Below are 18,985 nucleotides of genomic sequence, written 5' to 3'. Positions count from 1 at the left end.
CCCCGCGTGTGCGGGGAAAACGTCGCGCCCAAACGGCCGGCCGCCGCGCCCATGGGCTCATCCCCGCGTGTGCGGGGAAAACGCGGCGCGGTCCTCAACGCGCGACAGTTTTTTGGGCTCATCCCCGCGTGTGCGGGGAAAACTCACCAATGTTCTTGACATTGGCCCAAAAGGCGGGCTCATCCCCGCGTGTGCGGGGAAAACCAACAGAGAAACCCCGCACACGGCGGGGCTTACGGCTCATCCCCGCGTGTGCGGGGAAAACTATCCACGCGCCGTGGGGGCGGCCGGGCGCCGGGGCTCATCCCCGCGTGTGCGGGGAAAACCCCCGATTTCTCCGCGGTAGCCGGCGTCGATGAGGCTCATCCCCGCGTGTGCGGGGAAAACGTGCTATCCATAAACACGCTACCCAGCGGCGACGGCTCATCCCCGCGTGTGCGGGGAAAACTCGGCAGTAGTGGTGATCGGCTGTCGGGACGGGGGCTCATCCCCGCGTGTGCGGGGAAAACCACCTCGTCCGCGATGGCGTCGATGTCGAATTCGGCTCATCCCCGCGTGTGCGGGGAAAACGAGTAGATGTAATCCCAGTCCATCTGTGGCGGGGGCTCATCCCCGCGTGTGCGGGGAAAACTGGTTGCAGCCGCACGCGCAGCAAGCCCAGCAGGGCTCATCCCCGCGTGTGCGGGGAAAACGGATCACTGTGTACTCCCCCTCCGAACTGGGGAGGCTCATCCCCGCGTGTGCGGGGAAAACGAAGCTGGACTTCGGAAGGCGCGCCTTATTGTGGGCTCATCCCCGCGTGTGCGGGGAAAACATCACCGCGTAGCTGGGTGTCCTCGATCTCGTAGGCTCATCCCCGCGTGTGCGGGGAAAACGACACAAGCAACGTCACGAACATGAACAGCATGGGCTCATCCCCGCGTGTGCGGGGAAAACGTTCGTGCCAAGCTGAAGCTGGACACGCGCCCCGGCTCATCCCCGCGTGTGCGGGGAAAACGTCTCTGAGATCGAGGCGATACGGGCCGCGCTGGGCTCATCCCCGCGTGTGCGGGGAAAACTAGGGAGCCGTCAGCTAGCCCTTGGTGCATCGAGGCTCATCCCCGCGTGTGCGGGGAAAACTGCTCAGTCTCGGTGAGTGCCATGAAAGCATCCGGCTCATCCCCGCGTGTGCGGGGAAAACGACACCAGCAACGTCACGAACATGAAGGCGATGGGCTCATCCCCGCGTGTGCGGGGAAAACTTCCTGCGCAGCGACAGCCAGGAGCGGGCCGAAGGCTCATCCCCGCGTGTGCGGGGAAAACAATGAAATGACCGTCCCACCCTTCGAGGTTCCCGGCTCATCCCCGCGTGTGCGGGGAAAACAACTGACACCACAGCCAGCAGCGCCTGCGCGAAGGCTCATCCCCGCGTGTGCGGGGAAAACAAGAGCACCGCGGTGAGGGTATCGCCACCGCCCGGCTCATCCCCGCGTGTGCGGGGAAAACGGGCCCGCGTCGATCATTCTGCCGGATTTCTCGGGCTCATCCCCGCGTGTGCGGGGAAAACAACCCCGTGAGCACGCTCATGCCCTCGGCGGAAGGCTCATCCCCGCGTGTGCGGGGAAAACTCCTTGTCATCGTCCGAGATGTCGTCGCGGTCGGCTCATCCCCGCGTGTGCGGGGAAAACATACAGCGCCAAGCCCCTAGGATCGACACCACAGGCTCATCCCCGCGTGTGCGGGGAAAACTCGCTAATCTGCCATCGCGGCGGGCCGGAAATAGGCTCATCCCCGCGTGTGCGGGGAAAACCAGGAAGCCATCGGGCCCGAAAACATCGGCGTGGGCTCATCCCCGCGTGTGCGGGGAAAACTTTCTGTGTGTGGTGAGAGTTTCTTTCTCTCTCGGCTCATCCCCGCGTGTGCGGGGAAAACTCAATACCGATAGACCGGGCATTAATGTCTGCGGGCTCATCCCCGCGTGTGCGGGGAAAACGGATTAGGCCAGCACAAAATGTGCTCCAGCTCCGGCTCATCCCCGCGTGTGCGGGGAAAACATGAGTTCGAATGTGGCCTTGTGCTGGTCGATCGGCTCATCCCCGCGTGTGCGGGGAAAACCTCATAGTCAACTGGCAGCTCAACGTTGTTAGCGGCTCATCCCCGCGTGTGCGGGGAAAACCTCGAGCTTGGTCCAGCTTCTCATCGATTCTCCGGCTCATCCCCGCGTGTGCGGGGAAAACGAGTTGCGGTTTACCCCGAGTGGGGACGCGGTGGGCTCATCCCCGCGTGTGCGGGGAAAACTCGAGGATAAAGTCGGCGCGCTCATTGTCGATGGGCTCATCCCCGCGTGTGCGGGGAAAACCAGACGGATACCTAGATATCGGCCGGGACGATCGGCTCATCCCCGCGTGTGCGGGGAAAACGCTAGCCCGGTCGCTGACAGTAGCGGAGTCATAGGCTCATCCCCGCGTGTGCGGGGAAAACCGCCACCGAACAGCCCAAGCGCTCGAATAAGCGGGCTCATCCCCGCGTGTGCGGGGAAAACCGCGCTAGACAGATGTTCCTACACGTTGCAGAGGGCTCATCCCCGCGTGTGCGGGGAAAACGTGATTTTGCCCTGAGAGCCGAGGTCCTTGACCGGCTCATCCCCGCGTGTGCGGGGAAAACTCAATACCGATAGACCGAGAGTTGATATCTGCGGGCTCATCCCCGCGTGTGCGGGGAAAACATCGCTCACTACCAGTATTGTTTTGGGCCGTGCGGCTCATCCCCGCGTGTGCGGGGAAAACCCGCCGACCTTCGACCGCCCGCTCACTACGGCGGGCTCATCCCCGCGTGTGCGGGGAAAACGCATTGCCACTCACCCATGCTTCGCCGGTGAGGGGCTCATCCCCGCGTGTGCGGGGAAAACACTTACTGAGCTGGTGAAATATTAGCGCCTAGCTCAGAATAGCTACAACTTGTAGCGGGAAGTTCTCACCTCGATCTGTAGGTGCGGCGTTGGCGTCGGGCATTGCTCCAGCCAGTACGTCGCCGTGGCGTGTCCGACGCTCCAGGGCGAACCATCAAGGTCAGGCCTTCGAAGTCACGAGGCATCCACTTGTGGCGATGCGTCCTGAATTCGAAGCCCTGCTCGCAGTCGGCGGAATACACGAGAAGGGCTTGCCCATCTTTGCAGAGGCCTACGGTCCTATCCCACAGCAGGTCACGGATCCGGGCTGAAGGAGTTCCCACAAACGTGCCCGGCGCAATCTCCATGAGCCACTTAGTCAGATCCCCCCGTAAGCCTGCAGGGCACGCTGTTACTACGAGAACGATCATGATGAACTCGCCGGTTCAGCCCAGGAGACACCCGAGGACACAAGCTCCAATTCACTCCATAGCAATAGCTCCGCATCCGCAGTCAGGACATCATCACTGAGATCGAAGAGAAACTTGAGATCCTTGACCATCCTAGGCAGCAACCGCTTCTCAGTGACGAGATCCCGTAACTTGCGACGAGCAGCTGAACCTGGATCATCAGCCCCCGCAGCCACCGCGTCGAAGGCGGCAGGGATAGCAACTTCAGCTTTGTATAGGTCCGCGATGTCGTACACGAAGGCCCGATCCGTGCCAGTGTGAACAACTCCTAAGGAGGGCACAAATCCTAATCCCGCGACTACGCCGTGCGCGATCCCGTACAGAGCTGCACTGGCAGCCGTCAATCCTTGATTGATCGGATCACTTGAGTCGAAGTCGTTCGGATCATATGATCTCCGTGACCACGGCACTCCCGTCCGCCGAGCCTCGCGGGCGTACACCTTTTTCATACGTGCGCCCTCTCGACCTCTGAGCTGTGACATGGACAAGGACGAGACCTCTTCATCAGGAAAACGCAACCCATACATCTTCCTCGCACACTCCAGTCTCTTACGCTGATTGCTCACAACAGAGGCTTGGACCTCCGCCATACGCGCAGACTTAGCCGGAGGGCGACCACTCGCATAAAAGCGCACACCTCGCTCACCAACCCACACCACGCTGACGCCGGCATCACCCAGCAGGGCCATCCCGGCATAGGTGACCTTGGTCCCAGGTCCCAACATCACCACTGTCAGCATGGCCGCTGGCACGTGCGCAGTGCCTCGCTGATCGTTCACCGTCAAGGCATTTCCATCGCGGCTGACTACAGCACGCTCGATATAGAGAAAGGACAATCGATCACTAAACCGAGCTAATGCTTGGCGTTCGATGGGTACTTCGCTCGGGTTAGGCATTATCGGCCTGAATTTTGGCTAGGGTCATGAGTCCGCACCCATAAGCACGGGCACGACCAATTCCCTGCGTAAGTGTCTGCCGCAGTATGTCGGCATCCGTTACCTGTAGCACACCGGAGAAGCGCGCCTGCGCAATACGAACGCGATGTCCCGAGCTACGCCGCCCTTTGGAGAAGGAGATCATTCTTCGCTCCATCACGCGGGGTTCTGCCACAGCCTTCAGCGCTTGCTCGAACGAATCAGTGTTTCGATCAGGCAAAACAAATCCGGCATTGGCAGACCTCTTGTACAGCCATTCAAGTTGGTGAGCAGCGGATACGTGTGCCTTCACCTTGCCCCTCTGTCCCTTAGTGGGCTCCGAATACGTCGGATTCGCCACCAGCTCGAATCTCCAGAACTGGTTTTGACGGAGGCTATTGAGCATCGGCTCATAATCAGCCGTCTCAGCAGGTCGTGTAGACCATCCAGCCTGCTCCACAAGTGGTGTGCACGTGGGAGTCTCGGGGCCAACGATATAAAGCCGGTGCTCATGCCCTTGGCTATCTACTCGCCACAAAATACGTTCATGCTGATCGCCGAGATCAGGGGGAAAACAAGCCCGTACCGCGGCATGCATGGACTGCGGATCAGTAAGAAGCTTCCTTCCCTCCCGTGTGCGGGGGTTGAGCAACAAACGGGTAAACGTGGTCATGCCTGCACCACCGATTCAAAGAAGGGATCATGGCCTCTATTCGCACGTCCTAACGGATTAGCCATTTCCACATCATCGACTCTCACTTCGTATCTCCAGTCATAGGATCGACGCTGAGGGGAGAAGGAGACAGGCACATCCTGTCGTGCAACGGCACCTGCTTCACCTGGAAGCGCATCCCTGTACACAGCTAACCCAGATGTCTGCGGACATTCCTTTTTGTAGGTCTCGGTCGCGTACCACGTTGGGTGCTCACGAACCGCACTTTCTGCTCCACGATCAACAATGCCGATTACAAGGCCTGGATGGACGGGGCACGACCGCCGCCCCATGTAGAGCGGGTAGACGGGATTGCGCAGCGCTTGCTCATATTCTTCAAGCACCCCGCGATCCTCCGATTCAAGAGCCACGACAAACGCCGCATCGGAAAGAAAGTATCGGGTCGAGAGCATGGCAGGTGCGCTGGGTTTCTCTAGCCACGGCTGTGCAGTTTGATAATCCCGCAGCAAGCTTCCCTGCTGATCAACACGCGTCGCCATCGTCAAATGGGCAAGGTCTTCAACGGATTCATCCCGACTCCGCCCCTGGGCTGCAGCAATAAGCCCCACGACACCAGACTTAGTGGGAGTGGCTGCAGTAGCCCGAATCCTATAGCGCGATTCATCACCCCATGCCTGTAGTGGACCTTTGAGGAGCACCATTAGCGAGTGCGCCATCACTGATCACCCAGGATACGACGAACATCGTTGGCCACCTTCTCACCCATCTCGGGGCAGGTGACAGTTTCAGCAAGGTCGCTGAAAGACTCGTCCAAACCTGATAGCCCCAGTACATAGGATGCCTCGGGCACGAGTCCATAGACAGTCCGAACGTCAGTGGCCTCCTGTGCAAGGCGCTCAGCAGCCACCCTGCGGCGATCCTTCCCGTCCTGAGCTTCAACCGGGGTTTCGAAGCTGGAGACAAGAGACACTGGACGGCCACGCCTTACCTCCACTAGGACGAGCTCAGGCAGGGTGTTATGCGCAAAGGTCGTGACTTTGCCTGTGGGCAGCGACTGGATGAACGCTTCAATAAAGTGCTGGATTGCCTCGATAGCAACGTCCTCGGAATCAAGGTTCGCTACAAGGCCATCAACATTAACGGACGCATAACGGTACAGCGTGGAGGACATCATCTGCACCGTTCCAATCATCCCGGCACCAGTTTCCTCACCTTCTTCAGCCATATCATCGACCGCAGTGAAATAGTCGAACTCAGGGGCAGAGGAGTGAACTCCTAATGCGTGGGCGACCTGAACAGCAGCATCGACATTGAACGCAGCATCATCGGCGACCATGCGACCGAACAATGCGATGTCCACGGAATGCTCGGTATCCAGAATCTTTTTCGCATCACTCTTAGTGAGCTTCTCTCCCTCGCTCGCGAGGAGCGCCTCTACGGCATTATCGATTTGATGCTTACTGAGGAAGAGAAGGTATCCCGTTCGCGGGTACGGGCTATGCTCCTGCTCACCTTCACCATCAGCCTTCTTCTTGGGCTTGTCGACGGCAGTCTTGATCCCGGCCTGCTTGAACAGCATCTCTGTCCGACGAATAGCCTCGTCCTGCTCCACACCACGCGCTTCTAGGCGCTTGGCAATGCTCTCCGGCAGTCGACGCGAACGAGCGCCCACGGCTGCGGAGTCGACATGCTGGTCGAAATACTTGCGCATCGCCCGCTTCCACGACTGCGAGGACACTCGCTGCCGCGAAACTCCGCCGAAGATCGCCGATTTTGGGGCACCCGTGTCATCACGGTTAATGAGAGACGGAGGGACAGTGTGCAGGGAGTGGATATCGATAAAGAGACTCATGGAATTATTCCTTTCCTATCCGATAGCGGATTCGTTGTGGTTGTGAGGGGAGGGAGTGCGGAACACGCCGCGGGCAAAATCTCGTCCCCATCGCAGCAGAACGCCACTGCGTCGCTGCGGGTGCTGTAAAGATCGAAGATCTTGGGCGAAGCGTCCATAGTCGAAGCCAAGCGACTGACCCCGAAGCAGCGTGATAAGAGAACGTAGATGCACAATACGGGCCTGTTCATCCGTGGCCGATTGCATTGCGTCGAAGCGCGGCTTGATGGATTTCGAAGAGCTGCGTGCATACAGAGCCCCGCAGGCAGAGGCAAAGGGGATGCCTGGGCAATGCATAGGCTCTCGCGCACTCTGCATATGAACGGCAAAGAGTGTGAGAGCGTGGAACGCAGCCTGCTCAGAAGGGCTCGCGTGGTCGCCTTTTCCCAACTCCTGTTCACTCAAAGGCAGATCCATCATGAACAGCACACTCTCCAGTGCCAGAGGTGAATCTTCAACGCTGTACGAGGAATATTTTCTCAATTCAGCTATCTGCGCACGCGCTTCTGCTCCCACAGCGGTATGGGAGTGCTTGAGTAGATTGCGCTGCAGCCTCTGTGCTGTAGCTCCCACTCCTTGTGCGAGACTGAGCGAGGATGTCTTGGGACTATCCTGGGTCACTGATCTCTCCTTGTCTTTTGTTCGTTGCTGAGGAGGTTCAGGATGTCTGCAACCTTCCTCCTCAGCCCGTCATAGGCTGTGGCCGCTGATATGATGCGACCTCCTGAGCCAGAATCGTCTGCTCCTATCGTTCTACCGATCAGTGCGCGCGGCCCTGCGCTTCGGACCAGCTCCTCCGCAATCGCAAAGACCTGCTCTTTCAATATTTTCTGCCAGGCCACCACATGCGTGTCGGAGTCGGCTGTGCCTACTCGGCGAATCCACTCAATGAAGCGGGGCTCCATGTCTGCATAGAAGCGATCTGCAGCATCGGCACCGAATTCATAGTCCCCGCCGCTGGCCACGAGTAGGTTTCCAGCGAAAGATCCAAGGGCCGTGGCAATCTGCTCAGTACGCGCAGCGGCATCACGAATATCCTGCCTCAGCGCATCACTCATCTGATTGGAGCGAAGAACATCAAGAGGAATACCGACCGAAGCACTCACAATCGTGCTGACAGATGAACTCTGGGCCCCGTATGCCATGGAGACCACAGAGACATCAAGGATCCCCTCCACCACGCCGTCATCAGCCAACATCGCGAGGTGACTCAGATTTGCCGGACGTTTGGGAGCCTTCTTTTTCTCACTAAAACCAGGGTCACCGTCCAGCACCAGCAGAGGATCGATGGCTCGCCACATCGTCCGCGATGTGTCATAAGGTTTTGCGTAGTACGCCACGTGCCCCTTTTTGGACTGGTTAGGGCTGTAGCGATAGGGAGTCATGGGATCCAGCATGACATTCTTGCCAGCATCGGGAATTCGATCCCCATTACTCACCAGCACAGCTGTGACGGCAGTACCTTCGCGGAAAAGTCGAACACGTCGTGATTGCCAGGTGGCAAGATCTACGGGGCCGGTGGGCACAAGATCGCCCGAGCCACGCTGGGCTGCTGTATCGGGCTTCCGCTCCCATACGGGAAGATCCGGCGTGGACACCTCAAGAACTGCTTCCGGTGTCGTGTTAAGAACTAGGGTTTCCCGCAGCGTTGCTCCGCACACTACGGTTCCACCTGTCATTCCCGTCCAACCGGTGCCAATCGGATAACCTTTTCCTCCCTTGACCCTAGGATCACCCACCGTACCGGATTTGATTCCTGAATAATCCCACGCGTGTGTATGGATCAGCCACCGGGCTGCCTCTGCGAAATCGAGTTTTTCTTGTCCGCTCCCCGCACGCATGGAGAAATACGAGTGCTCAGCCTCAGGAATCAGCCTATTCACTGTCGTTGCTTCATTTTTTTTCGTATGCAGGTCGCTGACCTGCATAAAAGGCTGAGTAGGATGGAAAAGATAGAAACGATCTTTCACCGTGTCTAGATAGTCGAGCACAACCTCATCACGAGATCCAGAGGTGGCATCGATCAGCTGATCTTCAAACCAGTCGGGCCACGAAAAAGCTTCGCGTTCCCGTCGAGTGCTCATGTGCTTCTCTAGTGCATGGTGGTGTGCTCGCCAGTAGATGGAGAGAAGTACGCGCAGCACTGCATAATCCTGCGTGGGCGAATCCCCGAGGACACTGATTGGGCTGGCACTGCCGTCAAAAACGTCGCGAATACTCAGCGTTTGAGTACCCTCCGCAGTGCGGCAGCACATCCACGGTTCATCAATCAGATTAAACCGCGGTTCCGGTTCAACGGTATGTGACACCTCCTGCTCCTTTCTTAAATCGCCGTTATCGTTGTGTGTTGGTTTCATCGAGGCATCTGCCATGAGTGTGGTTGTCCACCAATGCAGTGCACATTCATAAATCTAGCTGTCAGTTCGGACGTGTATTGGATTGTTCTAGTTACTACATTCGATTCCCATATCGGTGGAATAGCGAAGCTGAAACCGTCCAAGTTTTATGGCACCATCGTCATCCAGCGGCATCGCCAGTTGTCCGCGCAGCAGATAATGCGACGCCCAGTGGGCGGGAGTGCGTTCTTCCAGTTCCGTCACCACTGCATCGAAATCCTTATCAAAGCGTGTTATTCGTGCTGGCAGGCGCACTGTACTCGAAGCTAAGCGGAAGGCTTGGGCATAACCCAGCTCGCCGTTGGGAATGATCTCCTCTGTATCACCGAATGCGCGATAGCCATAGTCGGCCTCCACAATGGGGATGACTTCCACGGTAGGTTCACTATCCCTCACCTGGGCCGCGCCCCTCTCTTCATCGCCCAAGTGCACTACCGCTTCGATGAAGCGACCAAAAAGACTTTCGAGATCCTGGTTCATGTATGGCGATGGCACGCGGAAGTGCGTTGCTCGACTCCGAGCAGCGTCAGCTTTGGCTTCATCTTCACCCACCGCCTCGCGCCAGAGGGATACCCAATGCTCCGGCACATTCTGCTGCGGCGCATAAACAGCCTGCACGAGTGGGGCCACATCATCGGGGCGGCGAAATACTTCGGGCAGGTGCAACAAAGTCGCGAGGAGTAGCCGCTGTCCGTACACTGCTACTGCTCCACTGTCGAACGCTGGAACAGGCTCCTGCTGCGTTATTCCTCTGATACACACAATGGGCTGTTGTACAGGCTCTGGGCGATCCTCCTTAGGACGGTGATGCCGATGCAGGCGGCCAATGCGCTGGATAAGGAGATCGACTGGGGCAATATCAGTGATCACCACATCGGCATCGATATCGAGGCTTTGTTCAGCTACTTGGGTAGCCACCACCACGAGATTCTCAGGGCGACCCTCACCTCGTCGAGCCCGGGGGCCGAGCTTGGTGCGCAGTGTCTCTTCCCGCCTCACCCTGTCACGTGCAATGAATCCAGAATGGTGAAGCTCAATCTCCCATGGCGCATTCTCGCTGAGCACCCGATACGCTTCTTGAGCGCGAGCGATGGTAGTGCAGATGATCAGCGCACAGCCGCCTTCGCACAGCAAAGTCTCCACGTGGCTGCGGAGTTCTCTCACACCATCATCGATTACTCTGATCTCCGCATGGAGATTCGTGGGTGATGGCTCTGGGGTTCGAACCTCAATGCTGGTACCGATACCGGCCACAGTAATGAGCGGATATGCGGTGGTCGATTCAGCGAGATCACAATCGGAATAGGCCTTAACTAGAGCGGCTCTTCGCTGCTCCGGCAACGTGGCACTCATCATTATCACGCTCACGCCATACTTGGACAGCCATTCCAGTGTCCTCTCGAGATACATAGAGGAATAAGCATCAAAAGCGTGCACCTCATCGAAGATCACTACTTTTCCGGCCAGCGCCAGATGACGCAGCATAGAGTAGCGCTGTTGCAGCGCCATCATGATCACTTGGTCCATCGTCCCCACCACGATGTTGGAGAGCAGCCCGCGGCGCCGACCACGCATCCACGAGCTAGCAACAACGGACGCATACTTGGCGCCCTCGTCCTCAGCGATACCCTGCATCTTGAGCCGGCGGAAAGGCTCGGACAAGTCGCTCTTCGAATGGGCAAGATACATCGATTGCACCGTATCGCTGTGAGCTGTTCGACGTGCCCACGAGATCGTGCGTTCGAGGAGGCCATTGGCGGTGGCCATAGTCGGCGTCGCAAAGTACACGCCCTGCGCACCGGTGTTTTTTCCTATGATCTGGGCGGCGATCAGCGCGGCCTCGGTCTTACCCACCCCGGTCTCAGCCTCAAGGATCACAAGGCTGGGGCGAGTGATAGTCGCAGCGGCCTCCGCCATTGCCCGCTGCACCGGGCGGGCATGGGCATCGTCTGGCCACTCGAATGCTGACTGAAAATAACGGTCGATATCTCCTTCAACCTGTTGCGGTCGCCAGGGCAGTGTGAGGTCGGTGGCTTCCATGCCTGCAATCAGTCGCTCAACCTGAGATGAATGCACGTTCAGCGGAAAGGCATCGGTGTTGGAGGCAATCCAGTCCGCCATCACGACAATGCCGGTGAGTAACTGCAGCACAGGGGCCGAAGGTGCAACGCGTCGCCGACGGAGTACGTCGAGAACATCGGAGACTCCTGTTATATCGGCCATGGCGGCGAGCAGCTCGGAGTGAATCGCCTGCCATGATGCTTCGTATCCGTCGAGAACTATGCCCACGGTTGTTCTTTCCTCCCGACCGGAAGAGATTCCGTGGTGCGCATCCACGACATCAGAGAGCCGCCGCGCCATACGAGAGCGAAAGCCCTGGCGCACAAGCCACCGCTGCAGCACTACACCGGAGACCACTCCATGGGGCATTTTCCGCCCCAGCTCGTGCCGGCCGAGGTCGAGGGGCAGACCAGATGAGTGGAGTGCGGCCATGAGGTAGTCGAAGCGAGGACTCTTTTCCAATTGGGTTTGGAATGTTTTGCACGCCTTGCCGATGTCATGAATCCCTGCCCACCAGATCACCAGACGGCGAGCATCCTCGCAGTCGAGGTCGAGTTCTGTCGCCACGGTGTTCTTCGTTGCGGGAGATAACCACACTTCCCACACAGCCGCTGCAGTACACGCGGCATCTACTAGGTGTTGGGGAAGGTTGAGGTAGCCAGTGTCGTCTCCCGATTTCGCCCACAGTGCACGCGCCGCTGCACTCCGTGCTTCCACCCAGCCATCAATGGTCTCTGCAAAAGCGAGTGCGTGGCGCATTGATTCGGTGGAACGAGACACTGCCGTAACTCCTTGCGGCGGGAAAAGAAATACTGCTGTCCCCACACTACTCAGTCAGTCCACTCTTAATCTCCAGTTTGCGCTGCGGAATTGGGCCTAGCGGTACTGCGCAACTGCCGAGACCGCAGGAGAAGACAGAAAAAATACCCCGCACCATAGTGAGAAACCATGATGCGGGGCACTAATCATTGTGGGCGAAGGGGGACTTGAACCCCCACGTCCGTAAAGGACACTGGCACCTGAAGCCAGCGCGTCTGCCATTCCGCCACTCGCCCGAGTTGGCGTCTAACCAGCAGTGCTGTGCAAGACTTAACCTAGGTTACACAGATTGTTACACTATCCCAAATCCGCAGGTGGATACCTGTTTCATGGTGGGCTCGCGCGGCGGGCACAGCGTTTTTGCGCTGGTAGAAGTTCATTGTGGCAGACGTGGCCTCTATACTGGGGCCACACTTCGGCTCAAGTGTGGCCATGTCTCTTATATCTTTATGGGGCATGAGAACTGCCTGCAGGCTCGCCCGGTGAGAGCGGTGACGGGCGGAGGCGTTGAGCGTTGTGGCCACCATGGCTATGACGTGCACATTCTGAGCCTTGATAGGGCCCTAGTGGCCATGCCAGATATGTCGGCCACAACTGATGAGCCGCTGAGTACTCTCGCCGAAGAAAAGTAGGAAGGTGACACTGCATCCGCTATGTCTGTGTGGTCGAGATTCGCAAAGATGGACAGCGCCTTGCAGCGCGGCCTAGATAACAGCTTCGCCTTCGTCTTTGGCGGCAAGATTGTGGCCGCCGAAGTCGAGGAGGCGCTTAAACAGTGCGCCGAGGACGAGGCTGTCACCACTTACGAGGGCTATGTGGAGGTTCCCAACCAGTTCGAGGTAATGGTGGGCAAGAAAGATTTCTCCAATTTGCAGGAAACCTCGCCCGAGCTGCCCTGGGATTTCGCGGATCGTCTGGCTCGCTATTTCCGTAATCAGAATTGGTCGCCGGCGGGGCCAGTCGTCGTCAAGCTTGTGCAGGCTAAAGGACTGCGCACCGGCCAGTTGAAGTCCCACTGCATCCGCTCCCAGCGCCCAGAGGATGAGAGTGGTTTCTACGGTATGCCGGAGGACGCGGATGCCGTAGAGTCTGAGGATTCAGGCTCTTTCGAGGAGCACTCCTTCGAGCAGCAGCCGGAGGATCACGACCACGACCAGCAGGATCATCACTACAGCTCCACTCCGCACCGCAATGAGCCGGCGGATCACCAGCCAGCAGAGACGAATGGATATATGAACAGCGATCACCACAACTCCCCCGGCGCGGCCAGCGCAGCAGGCGCCGCTACGGGCGCAGCGGCCGGTTATGCCGCGGTAACCCCGACGAGCGCTGCTCATCACGTGGACATGCCCAAGGCCGCAGCGCTTCCGGCGGAGGATTCCGCCAAGTACTCCGCGGAGACCACTACCTTCGACTCCCCCACCGAGACAGCGGCGGCGAATGCGCCGGAGGAGACCCGCGCCCCAGCGGCATCGCAACCGACCGTGTCCTTGCTGCTGCAGGATGGCTCCTCGCGCACGTACTTGGTCCGCGATGGCTCGAATATCATCGGCCGCTCGAATGACGCAGACTTCCGCCTGCCCGATACCGGGGTTTCCCGCCAGCACGCCGAAGTCACATGGAATGGCCATGATGCTGTCATTACAGACTTGCAGTCTACGAACGGAACCACCGTCAACGATGTTCCGGTGGATAATTGGCTGCTCGCAGACGGTGACGTGATCACCGTGGGGCACTCCTACATTGAAGTGCGGATCACTAATAACTAGGCCTACGCGTACTAAAATGTGTGGGTAACCTGCTTGGCTCCCACGCTGGGCGGGGGTGTCTTCCGTTCTAGGGCGGGAATAACCCCTACCAGCAGCATGGTTGGTGCTGGTAGAGGATGCATCTGTGTGGTGCGGCCGAAGACTGGATCGTTTGCCCTTGTATATATGGGGAAGCGACTGGGAGGCGGCACCACAGGGCTCGCGTTCCCGTGGCACCAGCAGCTGCTGGTTGTGCCCCGTGGCCCAATCAGCCGGACATGCGCACCCGGCGCATGGACGTGCGGGGCGGATATGAGTGCCCGCCTAGAGCACACCGACATTGCCTTTAAAGGAGGCCTGAAGAACAACAATGAGCGCCGTCATCTTACTTGTGTTCCGTATCGGCCTGCTTGTGCTGCTCTGGCTGTGTATCTTCTTTGCGCTGCGCGCCATGCGGCGCGATACCAACCGGCTCGCGGGCACGCAGTCCTCGGGCCGTTTCTGGTCCAAGCGTTCCCCGGCTACCGCCCCGGCGGGTGCGCCGCGCAAGCGCCCCCAGCCACCGGCGCAGCTGGTGGTGGTCGATGGCGCGATGCGTGGCTCCCGCATGGATCTGCTTGGTGTGCAAGAGATCACGATCGGCCGCTCCCAGGAGTGCACCTTTGTGATCCAGGACGACTTCGCCTCCTCCCGCCATGCGCGCCTGTTCCGCCGCGGCGATGATTGGTTTGTGGAGGATCTCGATTCCCGCAATGGCACCCACGTAGGCGGCTACCGTATCGACCAGCCCGAAAAAATCACCACCGAGAGTGAAGTGACGATCGGGCGCACGACCGTGAGGCTGATGCCCTGATGCTGAGACTACATTTTGCGGCCGCCTCTGATCGCGGCCACGTGCGAAAAAACAACGAGGATTCCGCCTACGCCGGCCCCCATCTGCTGGCCTTGGCCGATGGCATGGGTGGCCACGCTGCGGGCGAGATCGCCTCGCAGCTGATGATCACTCATCTGCAGAAGCTCGACGCCAACCCGGGCGATAATGACATGTTCGCTCTGCTCGGCGGGGTCGCCGATGATGGCAACCGCTCCATCGCCGCGGAAGAACGCGCCAATCCCCAAACTGAGGGCATGGGCACCACACTGACGGCGCTGATGTTCGACGGCACCGAGTTCGCCATGCTGCATGTGGGCGATTCCCGCGGCTATCGGCTTCGCGATGACCGTCTTGAGCAGATCACCGTGGACGATACCTTCGTCCAATCCCTGGTGGACGAGGGCAAACTCGCCCCCGAGGATGTCTCCACGCACCCGCAGCGCTCGTTGATCCTCAAGGCTTATACCGGCCGTCCGGTTCAGCCCTCTTTTCGGCTTATCGACGCCAAGCCCCAGGACCGCCTCCTGCTGTGTTCGGATGGCCTCTCTGATCCGGTGTCCTTTGACACCATTGAAGAGACCCTCCGCCACGGCTCTCCCGCCGAGGCGGCCCGCACGCTCGTCGATCTCGCGCTGCGCGGTGGCGGCCCCGATAACGTCACCGTGGTGGTAGCCGATGTGGTGGAGGATGAAGGATCCGAGGCCTCTCAGCTGGCCGTGACTCCCATGGTGGCTGGCGCGCTCAATAGCGCCACTGCCGAGGAGCCGCGCGGAAATACCTCTGCGGCCCGTGCCTCCCTGCTCGACCAGAATGAGGCGCCGTCCGCCGCGCGCGAGTCACACCCCCGCCCAGAGGCATCCGAAAACGATGTTGAGTCGGAAGCGCCGGAGGGACGCGAGGAAGGTTCTTCTTCGCGGTTTCGCTGGATCCCCATCAGCATCGCCCTTGTTCTGATCCTCGCGGCGATTCTGGGCGGCTGGGCGTTTATGCGCAGCGTGGACTCGCAGTACTACCTCACCACTGGAGAGAATGATCGCCTCGAGATCCAACACGGCGTGAATCTCGATGTCTTTGGCGCCTCCTTCCACGAGCCGCACCAGGCGGCCTGCTTGGATAAGTCCGGCAATCTGATGCTCACTGACCCGGTGAAGCCGTCCAAGAACTGCTCCTTGTTCACCTTGGACGCCCTCCCCGAGGCCACCCGCAACTCTGTGGAAGGCTTGCCCTCGGGCAGCTATGACGAGGTGGTGCAGCAGCTGCAGCGTCTCGCCCACGACGCCCTGCCGGTATGCCTCAAGGGCGAGGCCGGCGACCTCACCAAACCCGGAACCAATTGCCGGGAGGTGAAATAGCCCATGAGCGTGTGGCAAAGAATCACCATCCGAAGAAATGAGATGTGGCTGCTCATCTTGTCGGCGGCCATCGTCATGGCCGCGGTGGTGAGCCTCGAGATTTCGCTGGGCAATGAGCTCGGCAGCCAGCTGCTCTGGGTGGGCGGCGGCTTCATCGGCGTATTCATGATCGCCCATTTCGCCCTCGTGTGGAAGGCCCCGCACGCGGACCAGATTTTGCTGCCCGTGGCGGCGATCCTCAATGGCCTCGGCCTGGTGATGATCTCGCGTCTCGACGCGGCCAAGGACACCTCCATGGCTAGCCGCCAAGTGATGTGGTCGCTGGTGGCTGTAGTGCTCATGACCATCGTGCTGGTGATCATGGAGGACTACATGGTGCTCACCCGCTACTCCTATATTTTGGGCGTGGTCGGCATCATTCTGCTGGCCCTGCCCATGGTGTGGCCGCAGGGCTCCGGCATCCAATCCGATGCCCGCATCTGGATCTCCGTGGGTCCCTTCACCCTGCAGCCCGGGGAGTTTTCCAAGATCTTGCTGCTGCTTTTCTTCGCCAAGCTCTTGGCAGATAAGCGGGCACTATTCAATGTCGCTGGCTATCGTGTGCTGGGTCTTGAGCTGCCCCGCCTGCGCGATCTCGGCCCCATCTTCTTCGTGTGGGCACTCGCGCTGGTGATCATGGCCGGAGAGAACGACTTTGGCCCGGCGCTGCTGCTCTTCTCCACCGTGCTGATCATGATGTATCTCGCCAGCGGCCGTATTTCCTGGCTGCTTATCGGCGTGATCTTGGTGGCTATCGGCGGTGTGGGTATCTATCAGATCTCGGACAAGATCCAGTCCCGCGTGGCTAATTTCATGGACCCGCTGTCGAACTATGACACCACCGGTTTCCAGCTCTCCCAGGCGCTGTTCGGCATGTCTTGGGGCGGTATCACGGGCACCGGGCTTGGCGAGGGTTACCCCCAGGCCGTGCCGGTGGCGGAATCGGACTTCATCTTGGCCGGAATCGGCGAGGAGCTCGGTTTCATCGGTCTCGCGGCCGTGCTCGTGCTCTTCACCCTGTTCGTGGTGCGTGGCATGCACACCGCCATGCTGGCGAAGTCCTCCTATGGGAAATTGGTGGCCTCGGGCTTGTCCATGACTATCCTGATCCAGCTGTTCGTGGTAGTCGGCGGTATCTCCGCCATGCTGCCCATGACTGGTTTGACCACTCCCTTCATGTCCCAGGGTGGCTCCTCGCTGATGGCGAACTACATCCTGCTGGCCATCCTGCTGCGCATCTCTCACCAGGCGCGCGTACCAGAAGATCACACCAGTGCCGCACCGCCGCAGCGCGGCGGCGGCCACGCGGAGCCCTCCAGTATCGAGCAGACCTCGCACTTTTCCGCCGTCAGCAGTGACCACTCCCCTGGAGTGTCCCCGTCCAACCACTCAGCACAGAAGAATCGGAGGTAGGTGAGAGACCATGAATAAGGCTATTCGCTCGTCCACCATGATCGCTCTGCTGATGGTTCTAGTGCTGCTGATCAACCTCACCGTGGTGCAGGGCTTCCGCGAAGAAACCTATGCGCAGAACCCGCTGAATAAGCGCCAGTTTTATGAGATGAAAAGCACCCCCCGCGGCCAGATTTCGGCCGGCGGCGTGGTGCTGGCCAAGTCCAGCAAGGCCGCGGACGACTTCTACTACCGCTCCTATCCCTCCACCAATCCGCAGGCCTATGCCCCCGTCAGCGGCTATCTCTCCGATATCTACGGTGCCGCTGGGCTGGAGCAGGGCTTCAACGAGGTGCTCAATGGCACCGATCCCTCCATGCTGGTGTCCAACACCTGGGACACACTCACCGGCAAGGAGCACGATGGAGCTTCGCTGAAGCTGACCCTGCTTCCCGAGGCCCAAGAGGTGGCCTATCAGCAGCTGGTGAACAACAACTATGAGGGCGCCGTGGTGGCCCTCAAACCCTCCACCGGCGAGGTGCTGGCCATGGCCCAGACCCCGAGCTTTGATCCCAATACCGTGGTGGATAATGATTCCGCCGAGCAGGCGTGGGAGCGGCTCACCTCGGATCCGGCGTCACCGCTACTCAACCACGCCACCCAGGAGACGCTGCCGCCTGGCTCGATCTTTAAGATCATCACCTCTACCGCGGGGCTGCGCAATGGCTACGAGCCAGGCTCCCAGCTCACCGGCGAGGCCAAGATCACGCTGCCGAACTCCACCTCGACGCTGGAAAACTACGGTGGCCGGCCCTGCGCTGGTGGCGGCGAGGTATCGCTCACCACGGCGTTCTCCCTCTCCTGCAATACTGCCTTCGTGCAGATGGGCGTGGATGTGGGCGAGGATGCCCTCTACGATGCCGCGAAATCCTTTGGCATCGGCGACACCTATGATCTTGGGCTGCCGGAGACCCCGAGCTCGGTCGGCGATCTCAGCGATCCCGCCCGGCGCGGCGTGTCCTCTATCGGCCAGGCGGATGTGTCCATGACGGTTCTCGACGCCGCCGTCATGGCCGCCACCGTGGCCAATAACGGTAAGCGCATGAAGCCCTATGTGGTGGATGAGGTGCTGCGTCCGGATCTGTCTACGCTGTCCTCCCATAAGCCTCAGCAGGCCAAGGATGGCCTGGATGAGGATGTGGCGGCCAAGCTGCAGGAGCTGATGCGGCAGTCGGAGCGGAATACCTCCGGCGGGCGCGGAGATATCGCCTCCAAGACCGGAACGGCCGAGCATGGCGAGGATTCGCGCTCTAGCTTCCCGCACACCTGGTATGTGGCCTTCGCCCCAGATAAAGACGCCGATGTAGCGGTGGCTGTGATGGTGAAAAACGGCGGTAACCAGGGTGCTGGTGCTACCGGCGGTTCGGTGTCTGCCCCTATTGGTCGTGCCGTGATCGATGCCGTTTTGAGGACGCAGGCCTAGCCGCGGA

The 18,985-nt window shown here is 59.5% G+C and carries 13 protein-coding genes, 1 tRNA gene and 1 CRISPR repeat array (1 of these 15 cut by a window edge); of the genes, 5 read left to right on the top strand and 9 right to left on the bottom strand.

The genetic code is table 11. The features are described 5' to 3' along the window. Positions 1-2,887: direct repeats of the CRISPR family, unit length 28 nt; unit sequence GGCTCATCCCCGCGTGTGCGGGGAAAAC; it reaches 556 nt to the left of the window's first position. A gap of 65 nt (positions 2,888-2,952) precedes the next feature. From cas2e to GBB11_RS09450, 9 genes are all read right to left on the bottom strand, one after another. Further along, positions 2,953-3,297: a type I-E CRISPR-associated endoribonuclease Cas2e gene (gene cas2e / locus GBB11_RS09490; RefSeq protein WP_151549782.1), complete on the bottom strand. Its 345-nt coding sequence runs from the start codon at positions 3,295-3,297 to the stop codon at positions 2,953-2,955. Beyond that, positions 3,294-4,232 carry a type I-E CRISPR-associated endonuclease Cas1e gene (cas1e, locus tag GBB11_RS09485; RefSeq protein ID WP_151549781.1) on the bottom strand — a complete coding sequence of 313 codons (939 nt, stop codon included), beginning with the start codon at positions 4,230-4,232 and terminating at the stop codon, positions 3,294-3,296. The genes cas2e and cas1e overlap by 4 nt, the downstream gene beginning before the upstream one ends. After that, positions 4,225-4,923, bottom strand: coding sequence for a type I-E CRISPR-associated protein Cas6/Cse3/CasE (gene cas6e, locus GBB11_RS09480; protein WP_151549780.1), 699 nt, complete (start codon positions 4,921-4,923; stop codon positions 4,225-4,227). Before cas6e ends, cas1e begins: the two co-directional genes overlap by 8 nt. Then, positions 4,920-5,639, bottom strand: coding sequence for a type I-E CRISPR-associated protein Cas5/CasD (gene cas5e, locus GBB11_RS09475; protein WP_151549825.1), 720 nt, complete (start codon positions 5,637-5,639; stop codon positions 4,920-4,922). The genes cas6e and cas5e overlap by 4 nt, the downstream gene beginning before the upstream one ends. Next, positions 5,639-6,775 carry a type I-E CRISPR-associated protein Cas7/Cse4/CasC gene (gene cas7e / locus GBB11_RS09470; RefSeq protein ID WP_151549779.1) on the bottom strand — a complete coding sequence of 379 codons (1,137 nt, stop codon included), beginning with the start codon at positions 6,773-6,775 and terminating at the stop codon, positions 5,639-5,641. The genes cas5e and cas7e overlap by 1 nt, the downstream gene beginning before the upstream one ends. Positions 6,776-6,790: 15 nt before the next feature. Next, on the bottom strand, positions 6,791-7,435 hold the full coding sequence (gene casB, locus GBB11_RS09465) for a type I-E CRISPR-associated protein Cse2/CasB (protein WP_151549778.1): 645 nt from the start codon (positions 7,433-7,435) through the stop codon (positions 6,791-6,793). Continuing rightward, entirely contained in the window at positions 7,432-9,186 is a 1,755-nt protein-coding gene (gene casA / locus GBB11_RS09460) for a type I-E CRISPR-associated protein Cse1/CasA (protein ID WP_225979228.1), read from the bottom strand. Before casA ends, casB begins: the two co-directional genes overlap by 4 nt. Positions 9,187-9,258: 72 nt before the next feature. Continuing rightward, positions 9,259-12,051: a CRISPR-associated helicase Cas3' gene (cas3, locus tag GBB11_RS09455; RefSeq protein ID WP_225979226.1), complete on the bottom strand. Its 2,793-nt coding sequence runs from the start codon at positions 12,049-12,051 to the stop codon at positions 9,259-9,261. A gap of 191 nt (positions 12,052-12,242) precedes the next feature. Beyond that, positions 12,243-12,326: transfer RNA gene (locus GBB11_RS09450), tRNA-Leu, on the bottom strand. A 444-nt stretch (positions 12,327-12,770) separates the two neighbouring features. Between GBB11_RS09450 and GBB11_RS09445 the strand changes: the two genes are divergently transcribed. From GBB11_RS09445 to GBB11_RS09425, 5 genes are all read left to right on the top strand, one after another. Next, positions 12,771-13,859, top strand: coding sequence for a DUF3662 and FHA domain-containing protein (locus tag GBB11_RS09445; RefSeq protein WP_255441715.1), 1,089 nt, complete (start codon positions 12,771-12,773; stop codon positions 13,857-13,859). 349 nt (positions 13,860-14,208) lie between these two features. Further along, positions 14,209-14,691 (top strand): FHA domain-containing protein, encoded by a 483-nt coding sequence (locus GBB11_RS09440; RefSeq protein ID WP_151549776.1) that lies wholly within the window; start codon positions 14,209-14,211, stop codon positions 14,689-14,691. Further along, on the top strand, positions 14,691-16,064 hold the full coding sequence (locus tag GBB11_RS09435; protein WP_151549775.1) for a PP2C family serine/threonine-protein phosphatase: 1,374 nt from the start codon (positions 14,691-14,693) through the stop codon (positions 16,062-16,064). Before GBB11_RS09440 ends, GBB11_RS09435 begins: the two co-directional genes overlap by 1 nt. Positions 16,065-16,067: 3 nt before the next feature. Then, a complete protein-coding gene (locus GBB11_RS09430) occupies positions 16,068-17,516 on the top strand; it encodes an FtsW/RodA/SpoVE family cell cycle protein (protein WP_151549774.1) in 1,449 nt (482 codons plus the stop codon). A gap of 10 nt (positions 17,517-17,526) precedes the next feature. Beyond that, complete coding sequence (locus GBB11_RS09425; RefSeq protein WP_151549773.1) at positions 17,527-18,978, top strand: penicillin-binding transpeptidase domain-containing protein; 1,452 nt, start codon at positions 17,527-17,529, stop codon at positions 18,976-18,978. The last annotated feature ends 7 nt before the right edge of the window (positions 18,979-18,985 follow it).

Source organism: Corynebacterium sp. 74A (assembly GCF_008930665.1).
Classification (GTDB): Bacteria; Actinomycetota; Actinomycetes; order Mycobacteriales; family Mycobacteriaceae; genus Corynebacterium; species Corynebacterium megadyptis.
The sequence above is the reverse complement of the archived record's forward strand: the minus strand, read 5'-3'. Positions and strand labels throughout refer to the sequence as shown.